The sequence below is a fragment of the Hymenobacter rubidus genome (assembly GCF_016734815.1).
Taxonomy (GTDB): Bacteria; Bacteroidota; Bacteroidia; order Cytophagales; family Hymenobacteraceae; genus Hymenobacter; species Hymenobacter rubidus.
In genome coordinates this window covers 1-15,228 of sequence record NZ_JAERQF010000027.1, presented here as the reverse complement: position 1 = coordinate 15,228, position 15,228 = coordinate 1, and the positions used below count along the sequence as shown (strand labels likewise).

Sequence of the window (15,228 nt, the reverse complement as noted above, 5' to 3'; positions counted from 1 at the left end):
GCCTTATGGCCGACTTCCACTCCCTCACCCCTTCCGACCTCACGCCCGCCCAGTGGCACCCGTTTCTGGTGGGCGCCGTGGCCCCGCGCCCGGTGGCCTTTGCCAGCACCATCGACGCCGAGGGCCGCGTAAACCTGAGTCCCTACAGCTTCTTCAACGCATTCAGCTCCAACCCGCCCATCCTCGTATTCTCGCCCGCCAACCGCGTGCGCGACAACACCCAAAAGCACACCCTGCAAAACGTGCGCGAGGTGCCCGAAGTCGTCATCAACATCTGCGATTACGCGCTGGTCGAGCAGATGTCGCTGGCCAGCACCGAGTACGCCAAGGGCGTGAACGAATTCACCAAAGCCGGCCTCACCGAGCTGGCTTCCGAACTCGTGCGCCCGCCCCGCGTGGCCGAAGCGCCGGCCGCCTTCGAGTGCGTAGTGGAGCAAGTAATTGAGCTGGGCCAGAACAACGGGGCCGGTAACCTCATCATCTGCCGCGTCGTGCGCGCCCACTTTCGCCATGACATCCTCCTGCCCGACGCCACCGGCATCGACCCGTACAAGCTCGACGCCGTGGCCCGCCTGGGCGGCGATTGGTACTGCCGCGCCAGCGGCGCCAGCCTGTTCGAAGTGCCCAAGCCCAACCGCCACATTGGCATCGGCATCGACCAGCTACCTGAGCACCTGCGCAACTCCGACGTGCTCACCGGCAACGAGCTGGGCCGCCTTGCCAACATCGAGCGCGACGCCCTGCCCACACCGGAGCAAGTGGAGGAATTTAAATCCGAGCCGATGGTGGCCTACCTGTTAAATAAATACCGCGACGACGCGCCGGAACTCAAGAAACAATTGTTGCTGCTGGGTCGCCAGTTTCTAGCTGAGGGGCGGCTGGTGGAGGCGTGGAAGGTGTTGCTAATTAAATTTCCCTCTATTTGAGAGACACCACCGATTCGTCATCAAATCGTATAGGCGCAATATTGAGCAAATGAGCCACCAATACGGGTCGGGCATAAAAGGCGCGGGAAGTACTGCCGTGCCCCGCTCCCTTGGTGCGCGGCTGAATATATTTCCCTAAGCGGCCAGACAGGGGGTTACCTTGCCGCACGTTTTCCCGGATGAGGTCATAATCGGCTTTTAAAGCCCGGTGCAGTGCTGGATTGGTTAAATCAAATTCGGCAATGCTATGCAACAAGGATTGCTCTTCCCGTTGGTTTTCATGGATTCGGGCCACAATCAGCGTCTTGCGCAGCTTGTTATATAGATGACTTTCCTCGAACTCTTTCTGTGTGATTTCCACAGGGTCGAGCATCGTGATGGCGATGGTTTCTTTTACCCGCAGGCTACCATCGCGCTTGCTACGCACCAGTGAAGTCGATTTCAATTCCCAACTTCCAAAATTGGGCGCCCGCGAGCTATTTAATGGCAGGGACAAAAACCGTTCCAGCGTGTGACCGGCCCAACCTTTGTTTTTTTTGCCACCCTTAAAAATAGTGACCCCATGGGCGTGAGCGACCTGCACCAAGTCCTTATTAATTAGCTGATTCAACAGTCTGACCGCGTCGGCTCTCTCCATTTAGATGTTCTTGGTAGCCAGCATTTCTAGCGCCGGGGTTCTGTCACCCGAACTAGCAATGCGTCGGGGCGCCAGTAAGGTAATAATCGAGAAACCGGCAGCTTTATAAGTCTCTATAATGCGCGCCGTTGCCTGGTTGGTAACGACCATCGGTATTTCCTGGCGATTTAGCCAGTTTATTAAACGCAACTGGTCGTCCCAAGTAAAATCCTCTTTTCCGTATTGACTGAATGGCGTATCGTAGGGCGGGTCAACGTAGAGAAAATCATTGCCTGCCACTTTCGTGTGTTCAAAGTCATGACACGTTATCTGCCATTTGTTCAAGCCTGACTGGTACGAAGTAAAGTCTTGTGTATAGTTGATTTTCTTGTATCGTCCGAACGGAACATTAAACTCATTTTTGCTATTAAAACGACACAAACCGTTAAAGCACGTTCGATTCAAATAATAGAATAACTCGGCTGCTTTTTTAGAATGCGCCTGGCCCGCTTTAATTAAACTGTTGAATTGTGCCCGCGCCTCATAAAACGCAGATTCTTCATTATAGAAATCGGTATTTGTCACCAAGCCTTTCTGTAACCACTGATAAAAATTTATCAGGTGCTCATTGCTATCTGACAATAGTGCTTGTCTCGGTTTCAAACCCAACGCAACGCCCATTCCCCCAACAAATGGCTCTACTAGTCGGCGGCGATGAAACTGCTGCCAAATAGGCTGTAAGTATGGCAGTAACCAACGCTTGCCTCCCGCCCATTTGAGCGCGGGGGTGAGAACACAATTTTCTACTGTGGGATTATAATCCGGAAATAATGAACCTGCTACCTTATTCAAAATTCAATAATTAATTCCGCACCGCAATCAACAGCCCCAATTCCTTGTACCGCAAATTAAATTTCTTCGCAATCATCGCATTGGTCAGCGAGCCGCGGTAGATATACACGCCGCTGCGGAAATGCTCGTTGGTGAACAGCACCTCGTTGATACCGCCGTGCTGGCTGATTTCCTGCAGAATGGGCGTGAAGATGTTGCTCAGCGCGTTGGTGGCGGTGCGGGGCACGCGCGAGGCAATGTTGGGCACGCAGTAGTGTACCACGTCGTACTTGCGAAACACGGGCTTGCTGTGGCTGGTCATCTCGCTGGTTTCGAAGCAGCCGCCCTGGTCGATGCTCACGTCGATAACCACGGAGCCGGGCGACATGCTGGCCACCATTTCCTCGGGCACCATGAAGGGAATGCGGCCGTCCTCCACGGCCAAGGCTCCAATCACCACATCAGCCCGACGGATTTGCTGGCTGAGCGCGAAGGTATCCAACGTACTGGTGTAGAGCTGCATGCCCAGGTTGTGCTTAAGGCGGCGCAGCTTGTAGAGGTGGTTGTCGAACACCTTCACCTCGGCCCCGAGGCCAGTGGCGGCGCGGGCGGCGTATTCGGCCACCGTGCCGGCCCCGAGAATGACGACCTGCGACGGTGGCACGCCCGTGATGCCGCCCAGAATAATGCCCTTGCCTTCGTTGGAGCGGGCCAGGTATTCGGCCGCAATCAGCATCACCGTCGAGCCCGCAATTTCGCTCATGGCGCGCACCACGGGGCGGGCGCCGCTGGGGTCCTTCATCAGCTCGAAGCCGATGGCATTGATTTTTTTGCGGGCCAGCGCCGCAATGTATTCCTGGGTCATGGAACCCATTTGCAGGGCCGAAATCAGGGTTTGGCCGGGGTGTAGCAGCTCAATTTCCTCTAGCGTCGGCGGGGCCACTTTCAGCAGCACATCGGCCTTGAAAACTTCTTCGGTGGAGTAGGCAATCTGAGCGCCAGCTTCGGAGTAGGCGTGGTCGGCGTACTTGCTGGGCTCGCCGGCGCCGGCTTCAATCAGCACTTCGTGGCCTTCGGTCACGAGGTGTTGCACGGCTTCGGGCGTGAGGCCGATGCGGTTTTCCTGCAGCGAGGTTTCGCGGGGCAGGCCGATAAACAGTTTTCGCTTGCGCGTTTCCACCGCCAGCATCGATTCCTGCGTGAAATAGGCGCGGCTCGTGGCCAGGGACTCAAAACCGGAGGGTAGCTGTTCGGGCATGGGGACGGTGTGAATTCAAAATGCAGCCGTTGAGCATTGAAACCTGACGCCAAGCATCGGTTATCAACTGCTAATGCGTCATCGCTAATTCTTAATTGATAATTTTTACTTCGATTTTCCGGCTTTCGGCATTCAGCACGTCCAATTGAACTTTGAGATGGGGCGCCGGCAACAGTTCCGCCACACGGGCGGGCCATTCCACCAAACAAAGATACCCGGAATCAAAGTACTCTGCGGCGCCCATTCGCTCAGCTTCTTCCACCGAATCGATGCGGTAGAAATCGAAGTGGTACACGGGTTCGTCGTGGCCGTCGCGGTACTCGTTGACCAAGGAAAAAGTGGGGCTGCTCACGTCGTCGGCCACGCCCAGCTCCGCCGCCAGGGCACGAATCAGCGTGGTCTTGCCCGCTCCCATTTCGCCCTCGAAAGCAACCACCGAGCAGCCTGCTTCGGCAATGGCGGCGCGTAGCTGGGCAGCGGCAGCCGGCAGCGCTGCCTGGGTGGGAATAGGGATTGACAAAGGCGACATGCCACAAAATTACCCCCTGCCCGCGACATACGGCGGAGGTAAGCGGGATTAATTCGGGTTGCAACGGCCTTTTCCCTTTTGCTCCGGCTGATTCCAAACCTGGAGAAAACCCGGAGCAGCGCATCGGTTAACGAATCCAAAACCATGGGATTTAAGGGCCGACGGGGTATTTCCGGAGCCTTGGTGGCAACATTTCCTCCTTCTTTCCCCACCCAGTCCTTTACCTTCGTGGGCCGAAGCGGCATTTATACCCCCGTTTTTTCATGCAAGTATCTAAAATGGCAGCCGGACTCATCGGCTCTGAAATCATTCGAATTGGCAACCAGGTAAGCGAACAGGTGCGCCAGGGCGCGAACATCTGCAACCTGACCATTGGCGATTTCGACTCCAAGATTTTTCCGATTCCGGCCGGGCTCACCAGCGGCATCATCGGGGCTTACCAGGCCGGCCAAACCAACTACCCGCCCGCTGCCGGCATGGCCGACCTGCGCCAAAGTGTGGCTGACTTTCTGAAAAACCGCCAGGGCCTGGTGTACAGCCCCAACGATATTCTGATTGCTGGCGGCTCGCGCCCGCTCATCTACGCTACCTACCGGGCGCTGCTCGACGAGGGCGACCGGGCCATTTTTCCACTTCCCAGCTGGAACAACAACCACTACTGCCACCTCGTAGGGGCCACGCCCGTTGCCGTGGCTACCCAGCCCGAAAACAACTTCATGCCCACGGCGGCCGACCTGGCGCCGCACGTAGCGGGCGCCAACCTGTTGGCCCTGTGCTCGCCGCTGAACCCGACCGGTACGGTATTCACCAAGGAAGGCCTGGAGGAAATCTGCGACTTGGTGATTGCCGAAAACAAGCGCCGCGGCCCCGACGAAAAGCCCCTCTACATTCTCTACGACCAGATTTACTGGCTCCTCACCTTCGGCCAGGCCAAGCACTTCGACCCCGTGAGCCTGCGCCCCGAGCTGCGCGACTACGTCATCTACATCGACGGCACTTCTAAGTGCTTCGCTGCCACGGGCGTGCGCGTGGGCTATAGCTTCGGTCCGGCCACCATCATCAACAAGATGAAGTCCATCCTGGGCCACGTCGGCGCCTGGGCGCCCAAGGCCGAGCAGGTAGCCACCGGCAAATTTCTGCCCCAAACCGACGCCGTCGATGAGTTTCTAACCAGTATTAAAGGCCGCCTGCAAACCTCGCTCACTGCGCTATTCGAGGGGCTGAAAGAACTCAAAGCCCAGGGCTACCCCGTCGATGCCGTGGCTCCGGCCGGCGCCATCTACCTCACCGCCAAAATCGACGTGCTGGGCCGCACCGCCCCCGACGGTACGGCGCTCACCACCACGGCCGAACTCACCTCCTACCTCATTTCGGAAGCAAAGTTGGCGCTGGTGCCTTTTAGCGCCTTCGGCTCGCCCGCTTCAGAGCCTTGGTTCCGCGCCTCGGTTGGCGCTGAAACCGTAGAATCGATTCTGGCAGCCCTGCCGCGTCTGAAAGCGGCCCTGGACAAGCTGAAGTAGGGGAAACTAGCTTAGCCGGTACTTACGCTTGGCTAAGGAAGATAACTATGTAAAAGAGGGACGTCGTTACCGACGCCCCTCTTTTAGTGCAAAAAAGGCTGTCAGCAGTGCTGACAGCCTTTGAGCAAGGCCAAATGCAAATCAGTACTCTGCTTTCTTGCTTAATCAAGCAGTTTCACCGGTCGCAAATTGGCTTTTACCTAATGATAAAATATAATAATTTATAAACACGTACTATACCAGCGTTTTGTGACTAGCTAATTATAGTTCTACTGACAGCGCAAATACCGGATAGTATTCTTGCAAAAGCACTAATTATTCTCACATATTACGTCACAAATGTATAGTGAGTTTCGGTGATAGTGCAAATTAATTTTGCACTTTTCTGTTGGATTATACCTTTTTTACTTCCTTCTTCCTCATTATGAGGATAAAGCTGAATAAAGCGGGCTCTGCAGGCTCACGCCAAATTGTAGGCGCCTGAATTAAGTTCTACTTCATTAGGTGTGAAAGCTGATTGATGCATGGGCCTCTTTCTGCAATGAAATAGTGAATGCCGACCAGTAAGGGGCTAAGATGCTATAGCTATATGAACTGAGTAAAGGGAGAAATTGCGACTGCTTTCAGCCGACTTGCACCGACACCGCGTCCGTTACCTACCGCGCGTGAATCAGCCTCTTTTACCACTTTGTTCAGTTCATGACTGCTTCCTGCAACCACCCCCTGCACACCTTTTCGCTGGCCCTGGCAATGGGTGCGGCAGCCGCTATGCCTACTCACGCCCAAGTCGTTGCTTTCCCCGGAGCCGAGGGGTTCGGTCGCTTGGCCACCGGTGGCCGTGGGGGCAAAGTTGTCGAGGTGACCACCCTTGCCGACGCGGGGCCGGGCAGTTTCCGGGAAGCCTTCGCGCAGTACCCCGGCGAGCCCATCACCATTGTGTTTCGGGTGGGCGGACTGATTGAGCTTAAATCTGCCCTGAAACCCTCGCGCTCTAATGTCACCATTGCGGGGCAGACGGCGCCGGGCGATGGCATCTGCCTGAAAAACTATAGTTTTAAACTACACGGCGACAACTTGATTGTGCGCTACCTGCGCTCGCGGCCCGGCAATACGTCGGGGGCCAACGTGTCTGGTGTGTATGGGCTGAACATGGAAAACTGCCGCAATTTCATCGTCGACCATTGCTCCATGAGCTGGTCGATTGAAGAAGCGGCCACGTTCTACGACAACAAGTACTCCACCGTGCAGTGGTGCATCATCAGCGAAAGCCTGAACTCGTCGTTCAATGGCAAGGGCGACCACGGCTACGCCGGTGTGTGGGGCGGGCAGTACGCCTCCTACCACCACAACCTGGTGGCGCACCACCACAGCCGCGCCATCCGCTTCAACGGCGCCCGGGCCCACGACACCACGGCCGTGGTCGACTACCGCAACAATGTGATTTACAACTGGGGTAACATGCGCGCCGCCTACGGCAACGAAGTTAAAATCAACGGCGGCGCGGGCCAGTTGAACATGGTGAACAACTACTACAAAAGCGGGCCGGCGACCCCGGCGGACCGGGCAGCCGTTATCTTCGACATTACCGAAGCTTACGATGCCGCCAAGCCGGATAAGCCGGTTGCTACAGTATACACAGCAGGCAATTACGATGCGGGCTACCCCGCCGTCACGGCCGATAACTGGAAGGGCATCCGGCTGCATTATTACCCCGAGACAGCGGCCAACTTTGCTCGCTTCCGGCAAAAGGCGGAAACGCCTAATCTGGCGCCCATCACTACCCAATCGGCCGAGGCCGCTTACCGTGCCGTACTGGCCGACGCCGGGGCCACCGTGCCGGTGCGCGACGCGGTGGACGCGCGCATTGTGCAGGAAACCCGCACCGGCACGGCCAGCGGCAGCAGCCCGGGCGGCAGCGCCACGTATGGCCTGCATCAGGGCATTATCGACACGCAAACAGATGTCGGCGGCTGGCCCGCCTACAGGGGCGGCACTGCGCCCCCCGATGCCGACCACGACGGCATGCCCGATGCCTGGGAAACCAGCCACGGCCTGAACCCCAGGAACGAAGCCGACCGCAACGCCCTTGGTACCGCTGGCTACACCCGCCTCGAAGAGTACCTCAACAGCCTGGCCAGCAGCAGCGAGCTGATGGCTACACCCAAGCCCTCGCGTCAGCAGAAAGGGCGCTAAAAGTAGGCCGGCAAGGTGCATAAGTCAGGCTGGTTGCAGGTGGCATTCAACATACCAGGGCAACCATGCTGAATCACTTTTAACACCAGCAATGTGTCATTTGAATGAAAAAGGCATCCTATCAATACGCCACTTCTGGCGTGTCCCTTCTCACTTCAATTCTTTCCAACATGCTGTTCAGGACAACTTATTTAGCCGGGTTGTTGAGTCTGGGAACGATGCTTATCAATCGTGCCCAGGCGCAGTCATCCGATGATTCATCTGCTCAGGGCAAGCCCGGTATCGAGGTCACAAAATCCGCTGAATTGGCGAAACCACAGAATAAGCCCATTCGAATAACCTGCGCCAGCACGCTTACCGCCAGCAATATGCCCTTGTGTGTAGTAGATGGAAAGTTGATGCAGGAACAGGACCTAAAGTCAATTAACCCGAATGACATTGAAGCCCTGCAGGTACTGAAAGGGGCCGCCGCCACTGCCCTTTACGGCAGCAGGGCTGCCAACGGAGCCATTATAATCACGCTGAAACACCGCCCCCGAAAATACCTCTATCAGCCTGCAAAAGAAGAAAGCCGCCTCAATTGAGGCAGCTTTCTTCTTTGTTTGCATAAGGCAATTACTACCCTTTCGGCGTGAGCGTCACATAAGGAATGATGCACTCTTCCAGCGAAATGCCGCCGTGTTGGAACGTGTCCTTGTAGTAGTTCACGTAGTAGTTGTAGTTGTTGGGGTAGGCGAAAAAGTAGTCGCCAATGGTGAATACGTACGCCGTGCTCACATTCTCGCGCGGCAGGAAAATCGATTCCGGTTTGCGCACCACGTACACGTCGCGCGAGTCGTCGAAGCCCAGGTTTTTGCCGTGCTTGTAGCGCAGGTTGGTGTTGGTATTGCGGTCGCCCACAATCTTATACGGGCGCTTGCAGCGGATGGTGCCGTGGTCGGTGGTGATGATGAGCTTGCCTTTTTTCTCGGCAATCTGCTGCATCATCTCATACAGCGGCGAGTGCAGGAACCACGAGCGGGTGATGCTGCGGTAGGCCGATTCGTCGGCCGCCAGCTCCCGAATCATGGCCATGTCGGTGCGGGCGTGCGAGAGCATGTCCACGAAATTGTAGACAATGACGTTGCACTTGTAATTATTGTGCAGGTTGCTCATTTTGCCCAGCAAATCCTTGCCGGCTTGCAGGTTCGTTACCTTGTGGTAGCTGTGCTTGGCCTTCTGGTTATTCTTCTGGAAATTAATTTCCATGAATTCAGCCTCGTGCAGGTTTTTGCCTTCGTCGTCGTCGTCGGTCACCCAGAGGTTGGGGTATTTTTTCTGGATATCCGACGGCATCATGCCCGAGAAAATGGCGTTGCGCGCATAAGCCGTCGTGGTGGGCAGAATGGCGTAGTACATTTCCTCGCTGTCCACGGTGAACATTTCGGTGATAATCGGCTCGAGCACTTTCCACTGGTCGTAGCGCAGGTTGTCGATGAGCACAAAGTACACGGGGGTGTCGCCGGTGGCTTTCAGCGTCGGGAATACCCGCTCTTTGAACAGCTGGTGCGACATGAGCGGCGCATCCTTGTCGTCGCCGTTCACCCAATCCTCGTAATTCTCGGTGATGAAGCGGCCGAAATACGAGTTGGCTTCGTCCTTTTGCATGTTAAAGACTTCGGCCATGCTTTTGCCTTCGGTCTCGTTGATTTCCAGCTCCCAATACACCAGCTTCTTGTAAACCTCGGCCCACTCCGAGGGCGAAAGGCGGTCGGACAACTGCATGCCGAGCTGGCGAAAATCGCGCTGGTAGCCCGAGTTGGTGGCTTCGCTGATGAGGCGCTTGTTATCCAGCACCTTTTTCACCGACAGCAGAATCTGGCTCGGATTAACCGGCTTAATTAAATAATCGGCGATTTTCGCACCAATGGCCGACTCCATAATGTGCTCTTCCTCGCTCTTGGTAATCATCACCACGGGCACGGTAGGCCGGATGGCTTTGATTTCGGTGAGGGTTTGCAGGCCGGTGAGGCCGGGCATGTTCTCATCAAGAAACACGAGGTCGTAACTCTTCTCCTGAATTTCCTCGATGGCATCAGCCCCGCTGTTGACGGGGGTCACGTCGTAGCCTTTCTCCTTGAGAAACAGCAGGTGCGGCTTGAGCAAGTCGATTTCGTCGTCGGCCCAGAGAATGGTGGTTTGTTGCATAGATAGGGACTGAGGGTCTTGGGGACTTGGGGTCTTGGTTTGCGTTAGTAACGTAAGACGTCCCGAATGGATATCGTAAAACGCAATTGCGTTCAGCTACGGAGTGATGAGCTTGCTCAAACGGTGCGCCGTAGTTTCGCGTTCAGTCAGGGACGGGCGGCGGGTGCAAATGTTGCCTGTTTCGTGGCAGTATGCCCGCATTTCTGTTTTCTGCCTTCCGCTCCTTCCCCTTTTGGCCGCCTCTGTGAATAAGAAAAAAATCTTCAACGACCCCGTCTACGGCTTCGTCACCATCCCCACGGAGTTTTTGTTCGACCTCATCGAGCACCGCTACTTTCAGCGGCTGCGGCGCATTCAGCAGCTCGGGCTCACGGGGTTTGTGTATCCGGGGGCGCTGCACACGCGCTTTCACCACGCGCTGGGTGCCATGCACCTGATGTCGCTGGCCCTGCGCACGCTCAAGGACAAAGGGGTAAAGATTTCGGCCGCCGAGGGCGAAGCGGCGCTGGCCGCCATTCTGCTGCACGACGTGGGGCACGGCCCCCTCTCCCACGCGCTTGAAACGGCTATTTTTCAGGACGTGCCGCACGAGCAGCTTTCGTTGTTTCTGATGCAGCGGCTTAACGCCGAGTTTCACGGCAAGCTGAGCCTGGCCATTGCCATGTTTGACGGCACGTATGCCCGACCGTTTTTTCATCAGCTCGTGAGCAGCCAGCTCGACATGGACCGGCTCGATTACCTCAACCGCGACTCCTTTTATACCGGCGTGGAAGAAGGCCGCCCCGGTGCCGACCGCCTCATCAAAATGCTGCGCGTGCACGACGAACAGCTGGTGCTCGAAGAAAAAGCGGTCTACTCGGTCGAGAACTTCCTGGTGAGCCGGCGGCTGATGTACTGGCAGGTGTACCTGCACAAAACCGTGACTTCGGCCGAGCAAATGGTTATCCGGGTGGTGCAACGCGCCCGCGACCTGGCCCGGCGCGGCGTAGAGGTGCCCGCCAATACCTGCCTGGGCTACTTCCTGGGCCGGGCCGTGAGCCTGGAGGAGTTCGAGAAAAACGAGAAAATCCTCAGCCATTTTGTGGAGCTGGACGACTACGATATCTGGTCGGCCATCAAGGCCTGGGCCGGCCACCCCGATAAGGTGCTCAGCTACCTCGCCAAAAGCATTCTGCACCGCAACCTGCTCAAAATTGTGCTGGCGCCCGAGGCCTTCGACGAAGAGTTCCGCCTGGGCATCCGCGAGCTAATCGAAGAGAAATTCGGCTTGTCGCCCGAAGAAGCCGAGTTGCTGATGATATCCGGCCGCCTGAGCAATAGCGCTTATAATCCCAGCGGCGAGCCCATCGAAATACTGACCAAAAAAGGCGATGTAGTAAACGTCATGGAAGCCTCCGACCTGCCCAACATTCGAGCCCTGAGCCAACGGGTTGAGAAATTCTACATCTGCTACCCAAAAGAAATAGTATAATCAATTGTAAATGAGCATTATGGTGAGCACAGTGCAGCATCTTTGCCTCGATACTAATCCAATCGATTGATTTACTACAGCCGTAAAGATGCTGCGCTGCGCTCGGCATGACGTTCTGGATAGCAACCGCCCCCTAATTTTGCTGCCTATGGAATTTACCGTTCAGCAAATTGCCGAAGTTCTCGGCGGCACCGTTCAGGGCGATGCTTCCCAGGGCATCTCCAGCCTGGCCAAGATTGAAGAAGCCCAGGCGGGCTCCCTCACGTTTCTTTCGAACGCCAAATACGAGCCTTTTTTGTACACCACCGGGGCCTCGGCGGTCATTGTGGGCCGCGAGCAGGAACTGCGCGAAGCCGTCAAGCCCACCCTCATCCGGGTCGAGAATCCCTACCTTGCTTTCAGCCAGCTGCTCGAATTCTACGCACAGGCCACCCGCACCGGCAAGCGCGGCGTGGAGCAGCCCTCCTACTTTGGCGCAAGTTCCGAAATAGGTTCCGGGCACTACCGGGGCGCTTTTTCCTACGTCGGCGAAGGCTGCAAGCTGGGCGAAAACGTACTGATTTTTCCGCACGCCTACATCGGCGACCGGGTCACGATTGGGGCGGGCAGCATCATCCACGCCGGGGCCAAAATTTATTCGGACACCGTCATCGGGCAGTTTTGCGTCGTCAAGGCGGGCGCCGTGGTGGGCACCGACGGCTTTGGGTTCGCGCCGCAGCCCGATGGCAGTTATAAGGCCATTCCCCAAATCGGGAACGTGGTGCTGGAAGATTTTGTGAGCATCGGGGCCAACGCCACCATCGACTGCGCCACCCTGGGCTCAACCCGCGTGGGCCGGGGCAGCAAAATCGACAACCTGGTGCAGCTGGCGCACAACGTCGAAATCGGCCAGCACACCGTCATCGCGGCCCAAACCGGCATCGCGGGCTCGGCCAAAATCGGCGACCATTGCGTGCTGGCGGGGCAGGTGGGCATGGCCGGCCACGTCACCCTGGCCAACAAAACCACCGTCACGGCCCAGTCGGGCATCGGCAAGAACGTGAAGCAGGAAGGCACCATTCTGCAGGGGTCTACCGCCTTCGACTTCAAGCAAAACCAGCGAGCCCAAATCGTTTTTCGCCGGCTGCCCGAATTGGAGCAGCGCGTGAGCGAGTTGGAAAAGGCAAAAAACGCGACGGAAAAGCCCTAGCTTTGTAGTCTCTTAGTTGTTCGTTGCTAGTTGTCAGTTGCTAGGGCTTTTCCGGCTTAGCGTGCTCACAACTGACAACTGACAACTGACAACTAACCGAAATGAACGACAAGCAACACACCATTCAGGCGCCCGTGACCGTGCGCGGCATTGGCCTGCACACCGGCGTGGAAGCCACCATGACGTTTTGCCCCGCCCCGGTGGGCCACGGCTATAAGTTTCAACGCGTGGATTTGCCCGGCCAGCCCATCGTGGATGCCGACGTAGACAACGTGGTGGACCTGAGCCGCGGCACCACCATCGAGCAGAACGGAGCCCGCGTGAATACCGTGGAGCACACCCTGGCCGCCTTGGTGGGCTTGCAGCTTGACAACGTGCTGATTCAGCTCTCCGGCCCCGAGCCGCCCATCATGGACGGGTCGTCGGCGGAGTTCATTAAGGCGCTGACGACGGTGGGCTTCGAGGAGCAGAATGCGCTGCGCAACTATTACGAAATCCCGGAAAGCATTCGCTACGTCGACAACGCCCGTGGCGTGGAAATCGCGGCCCTGCCCCTGTCCGACTACCGCCTGACGGTGATGGTGGACTACAACTCGCCGGTGCTGGGTTCGCAGCACGCCACGCTCACGGATATTGGCCTGTTCAGCGAAGAAATTGCCTCGTCGCGCACCTTTTGCTTTTTGCACGAGCTGGAAATGCTCTACAAAAACAACCTGATTCGGGGCGGCGACCTGAGCAACGCCATCGTGGTGGTCGACCGCGTGGTGACCGACGACGAGCTGAACGACTTGGCCAAGATGCTGGGCAAGCCCCGCGTGTCGGTGAAGAAGGAAGGCATTTTGAACAACGTGGACCTGCGCCACAAAAACGAGCCGGCCCGCCACAAGCTGCTCGACCTTGTGGGCGACCTGGCCCTGGTGGGCCGCCCGCTGAAAGGCCAGATTCTGGCCGCCCGCCCCGGCCACGCGGCCAACGTCGCCTTCGCCAAGAAGATTAAGAAAAAGATGCTGGAGGCGCGCAGCAACCCCGTGCCGGTGTACGACATGAACCGCGAGCCGGTGATGGACATCAACCGCATCATGCAGGTGCTGCCCCACCGCTACCCGTTCATGATGATTGACAAAGTCATTCACCTGGACGACCAGGTGGTGACGGCCGTGAAAAACGTGTCCATCAACGAGCCCTTCTTCCAGGGCCACTTCCCCGGCAACCCGGTGATGCCCGGCGTGCTGCAGATTGAGGGCCTGGCCCAGACCGGCGGCATTCTGGTGATGAACACCGTGTCGGACCCCGAAAACTACTGGCAATACTTTCTGGGCATCGAAAATGCCCGCTTCCGCAAAAAAGTGCTGCCCGGCGACACCATTATCTACCACTGCCAGCTGCTGGCCCCCATCAAGCGCGGCATTGCCAAAATGCGGGGCCAAGCCTTCGTGAACGGCAAAGTGGTGTGCGAAGCCGAGATGAGCGCTGCCATCGTCCGCAAAGACGCCTAAAAATCAATGAACAATTATCAATGAGCAATGAGCAATTGGCTACTAAACCTTTCACGCTCCTTGTCTGATAATTGTTAATTGCTCATTGTTAATTGTTAATTGAGTAGAATGATTTCTCCCCTTGCCCATATTCACCCCGAAGCTCGCCTTGCGCCGGGCGTAATCGTTGAACCGTTTACGACCATTGCGGCCGATGTCGAAATTGGAGAGGGCACTTGGATTGGGCCGAACGTGACCGTCATGAGCGGGGCGCGCATTGGGGCGCACTGCCAGGTATTTCCGGGGGCTGTGGTGGGCGCGGTGCCGCAGGACCTGAAGTTTGCCGGGGAGAAAACCACTGCCGTTATCGGCGACCATACCGTGATTCGGGAGTGCGTGACCGTGAACCGCGGCACCGTGGAGCGCGGCGAAACCCGCGTGGGCAGCCACTGCCTGCTCATGGCCTACGTGCACGTAGCGCACGACTGCATCATTGGCCACCACTGCATTCTGGCCAATACGGTGCAGGTGGCGGGCCACGTCGAAATCGGGGACTACGCCATTGTCGGCGGCTCGTCGGCGGTGCACCAGTTCGTAAAAATCGGCGCCCACGCCATGATTTCGGGCGGCTCGCTCGTACGCAAGGACGTGCCGCCGTATGTGAAAGCCGGCCGGGAGCCCCTCTCCTACGCCGGGGCCAACTCGGTGGGCCTGCGCCGCCGTGGCTTCAGCGAAGACGCCATCAACCTGGTGCAACAGCTGTACCGCACGCTCTTTTTGGGAGGCCTCAACAACCACGACGCCCTGGCCCAGATTGAACGGGAATTGCCGGCTACTCCGGAGCGCGACACGGCCGTTGACTTTGTGCGCGCCGCCACGCGCGGCATCATCAAAGGCCCCAAGCGGGGCCGGCCCGACGGCAGCGAATCGGAGTAACGCGGGGCTAAACAGATGAACGTCATCATATGTTTGTGGTGGTACCCCATTGGGCCAAGCCACAGTTTGTCATTGGTCTTAAAGACCGTTCAGCATG

General features: G+C 57.2%; 13 protein-coding genes. 8 read left to right on the top strand and 5 right to left on the bottom strand.

Features of this window, described 5'->3' with window-relative positions; genetic code table 11:
• Nucleotides 1-5: 5 nt before the first annotated feature.
• Nucleotides 6-926: a flavin reductase family protein gene (locus JKL48_RS16610; RefSeq protein WP_201984812.1), complete on the top strand. Its 921-nt coding sequence runs from the start codon at nt 6-8 to the stop codon at nt 924-926.
• Here the strand turns inward: JKL48_RS16610 and JKL48_RS16605 are convergent.
• From JKL48_RS16605 to tsaE, 4 genes are all read right to left on the bottom strand, one after another.
• Nucleotides 919-1,563 carry an MvaI/BcnI family restriction endonuclease gene (locus JKL48_RS16605; protein WP_201984810.1) on the bottom strand — a complete coding sequence of 215 codons (645 nt, stop codon included), beginning with the start codon at nt 1,561-1,563 and terminating at the stop codon, nt 919-921. The genes JKL48_RS16610 and JKL48_RS16605 overlap by 8 nt on opposite strands.
• Complete coding sequence (locus JKL48_RS16600; protein WP_201984807.1) at nt 1,564-2,394, bottom strand: DNA adenine methylase; 831 nt, start codon at nt 2,392-2,394, stop codon at nt 1,564-1,566.
• A gap of 10 nt (nt 2,395-2,404) precedes the next feature.
• A complete protein-coding gene (locus tag JKL48_RS16595) occupies nt 2,405-3,631 on the bottom strand; it encodes an alanine dehydrogenase (protein ID WP_201984805.1) in 1,227 nt (408 codons plus the stop codon).
• 91 nt (nt 3,632-3,722) lie between these two features.
• Nucleotides 3,723-4,160: a tRNA (adenosine(37)-N6)-threonylcarbamoyltransferase complex ATPase subunit type 1 TsaE gene (gene tsaE / locus JKL48_RS16590; RefSeq protein WP_201984802.1), complete on the bottom strand. Its 438-nt coding sequence runs from the start codon at nt 4,158-4,160 to the stop codon at nt 3,723-3,725.
• A 263-nt stretch (nt 4,161-4,423) separates the two neighbouring features.
• On the opposite strand from tsaE, the gene JKL48_RS16585 reads away from it, so the two are divergent.
• From JKL48_RS16585 to JKL48_RS16575, 3 genes are all read left to right on the top strand, one after another.
• On the top strand, nt 4,424-5,680 hold the full coding sequence (locus tag JKL48_RS16585) for a pyridoxal phosphate-dependent aminotransferase (protein ID WP_236668859.1): 1,257 nt from the start codon (nt 4,424-4,426) through the stop codon (nt 5,678-5,680).
• A gap of 699 nt (nt 5,681-6,379) precedes the next feature.
• Entirely contained in the window at nt 6,380-7,873 is a 1,494-nt protein-coding gene (locus JKL48_RS16580; RefSeq protein WP_236668858.1) for a pectate lyase family protein, read from the top strand.
• Between the two features lie 104 nt (nt 7,874-7,977).
• Nucleotides 7,978-8,457 (top strand): TonB-dependent receptor plug domain-containing protein, encoded by a 480-nt coding sequence (locus JKL48_RS16575; RefSeq protein WP_201984794.1) that lies wholly within the window; start codon nt 7,978-7,980, stop codon nt 8,455-8,457.
• A 34-nt stretch (nt 8,458-8,491) separates the two neighbouring features.
• Here the strand turns inward: JKL48_RS16575 and porX are convergent, their stop codons facing one another.
• A complete protein-coding gene (gene porX / locus JKL48_RS16570) occupies nt 8,492-10,060 on the bottom strand; it encodes a T9SS response regulator signal transducer PorX (protein ID WP_201984792.1) in 1,569 nt (522 codons plus the stop codon).
• Between the two features lie 244 nt (nt 10,061-10,304).
• On the opposite strand from porX, the gene JKL48_RS16565 reads away from it, so the two are divergent.
• The 4 genes from JKL48_RS16565 (at nt 10,305) to lpxA (ending at nt 15,131) form a co-directional block, all read left to right on the top strand.
• Nucleotides 10,305-11,531, top strand: a complete 1,227-nt coding sequence (locus tag JKL48_RS16565; RefSeq protein ID WP_201984790.1) for an HD domain-containing protein — start codon at nt 10,305-10,307, stop codon at nt 11,529-11,531.
• 148 nt (nt 11,532-11,679) lie between these two features.
• Complete coding sequence (lpxD, locus tag JKL48_RS16560; protein ID WP_201984789.1) at nt 11,680-12,720, top strand: UDP-3-O-(3-hydroxymyristoyl)glucosamine N-acyltransferase; 1,041 nt, start codon at nt 11,680-11,682, stop codon at nt 12,718-12,720.
• Nucleotides 12,721-12,821: 101 nt separating this feature from the next.
• The gene (locus JKL48_RS16555; protein ID WP_201984787.1) at nt 12,822-14,216 is read left to right on the top strand and encodes a bifunctional UDP-3-O-[3-hydroxymyristoyl] N-acetylglucosamine deacetylase/3-hydroxyacyl-ACP dehydratase; all 1,395 of its coding nucleotides are present in this window, start codon (nt 12,822-12,824) and stop codon (nt 14,214-14,216) included.
• 108 nt (nt 14,217-14,324) lie between these two features.
• Entirely contained in the window at nt 14,325-15,131 is an 807-nt protein-coding gene (lpxA, locus tag JKL48_RS16550; protein ID WP_201984785.1) for an acyl-ACP--UDP-N-acetylglucosamine O-acyltransferase, read from the top strand.
• Nucleotides 15,132-15,228 lie beyond the last annotated feature (97 nt).

Coding starts and splice junctions, on each gene's coding strand:
- porX (WP_201984792.1), bottom strand. CDS start 10,060: ATGCAACAAACCACCATTCTCTGGGCCGACGACGAAATCGACTTGCTC.
- JKL48_RS16595 (WP_201984805.1), bottom strand. CDS start 3,631: ATGCCCGAACAGCTACCCTCCGGTTTTGAGTCCCTGGCCACGAGCCGC.
- JKL48_RS16555 (WP_201984787.1), top strand. CDS start 12,822: ATGAACGACAAGCAACACACCATTCAGGCGCCCGTGACCGTGCGCGGC.
- JKL48_RS16575 (WP_201984794.1), top strand. CDS start 7,978: ATGAAAAAGGCATCCTATCAATACGCCACTTCTGGCGTGTCCCTTCTC.
- JKL48_RS16580 (WP_236668858.1), top strand. CDS start 6,380: ATGACTGCTTCCTGCAACCACCCCCTGCACACCTTTTCGCTGGCCCTG.
- lpxA (WP_201984785.1), top strand. CDS start 14,325: ATGATTTCTCCCCTTGCCCATATTCACCCCGAAGCTCGCCTTGCGCCG.
- JKL48_RS16605 (WP_201984810.1), bottom strand. CDS start 1,563: ATGGAGAGAGCCGACGCGGTCAGACTGTTGAATCAGCTAATTAATAAG.
- JKL48_RS16585 (WP_236668859.1), top strand. CDS start 4,424: ATGCAAGTATCTAAAATGGCAGCCGGACTCATCGGCTCTGAAATCATT.
- tsaE (WP_201984802.1), bottom strand. CDS start 4,160: ATGTCGCCTTTGTCAATCCCTATTCCCACCCAGGCAGCGCTGCCGGCT.
- lpxD (WP_201984789.1), top strand. CDS start 11,680: ATGGAATTTACCGTTCAGCAAATTGCCGAAGTTCTCGGCGGCACCGTT.
- JKL48_RS16610 (WP_201984812.1), top strand. CDS start 6: ATGGCCGACTTCCACTCCCTCACCCCTTCCGACCTCACGCCCGCCCAG.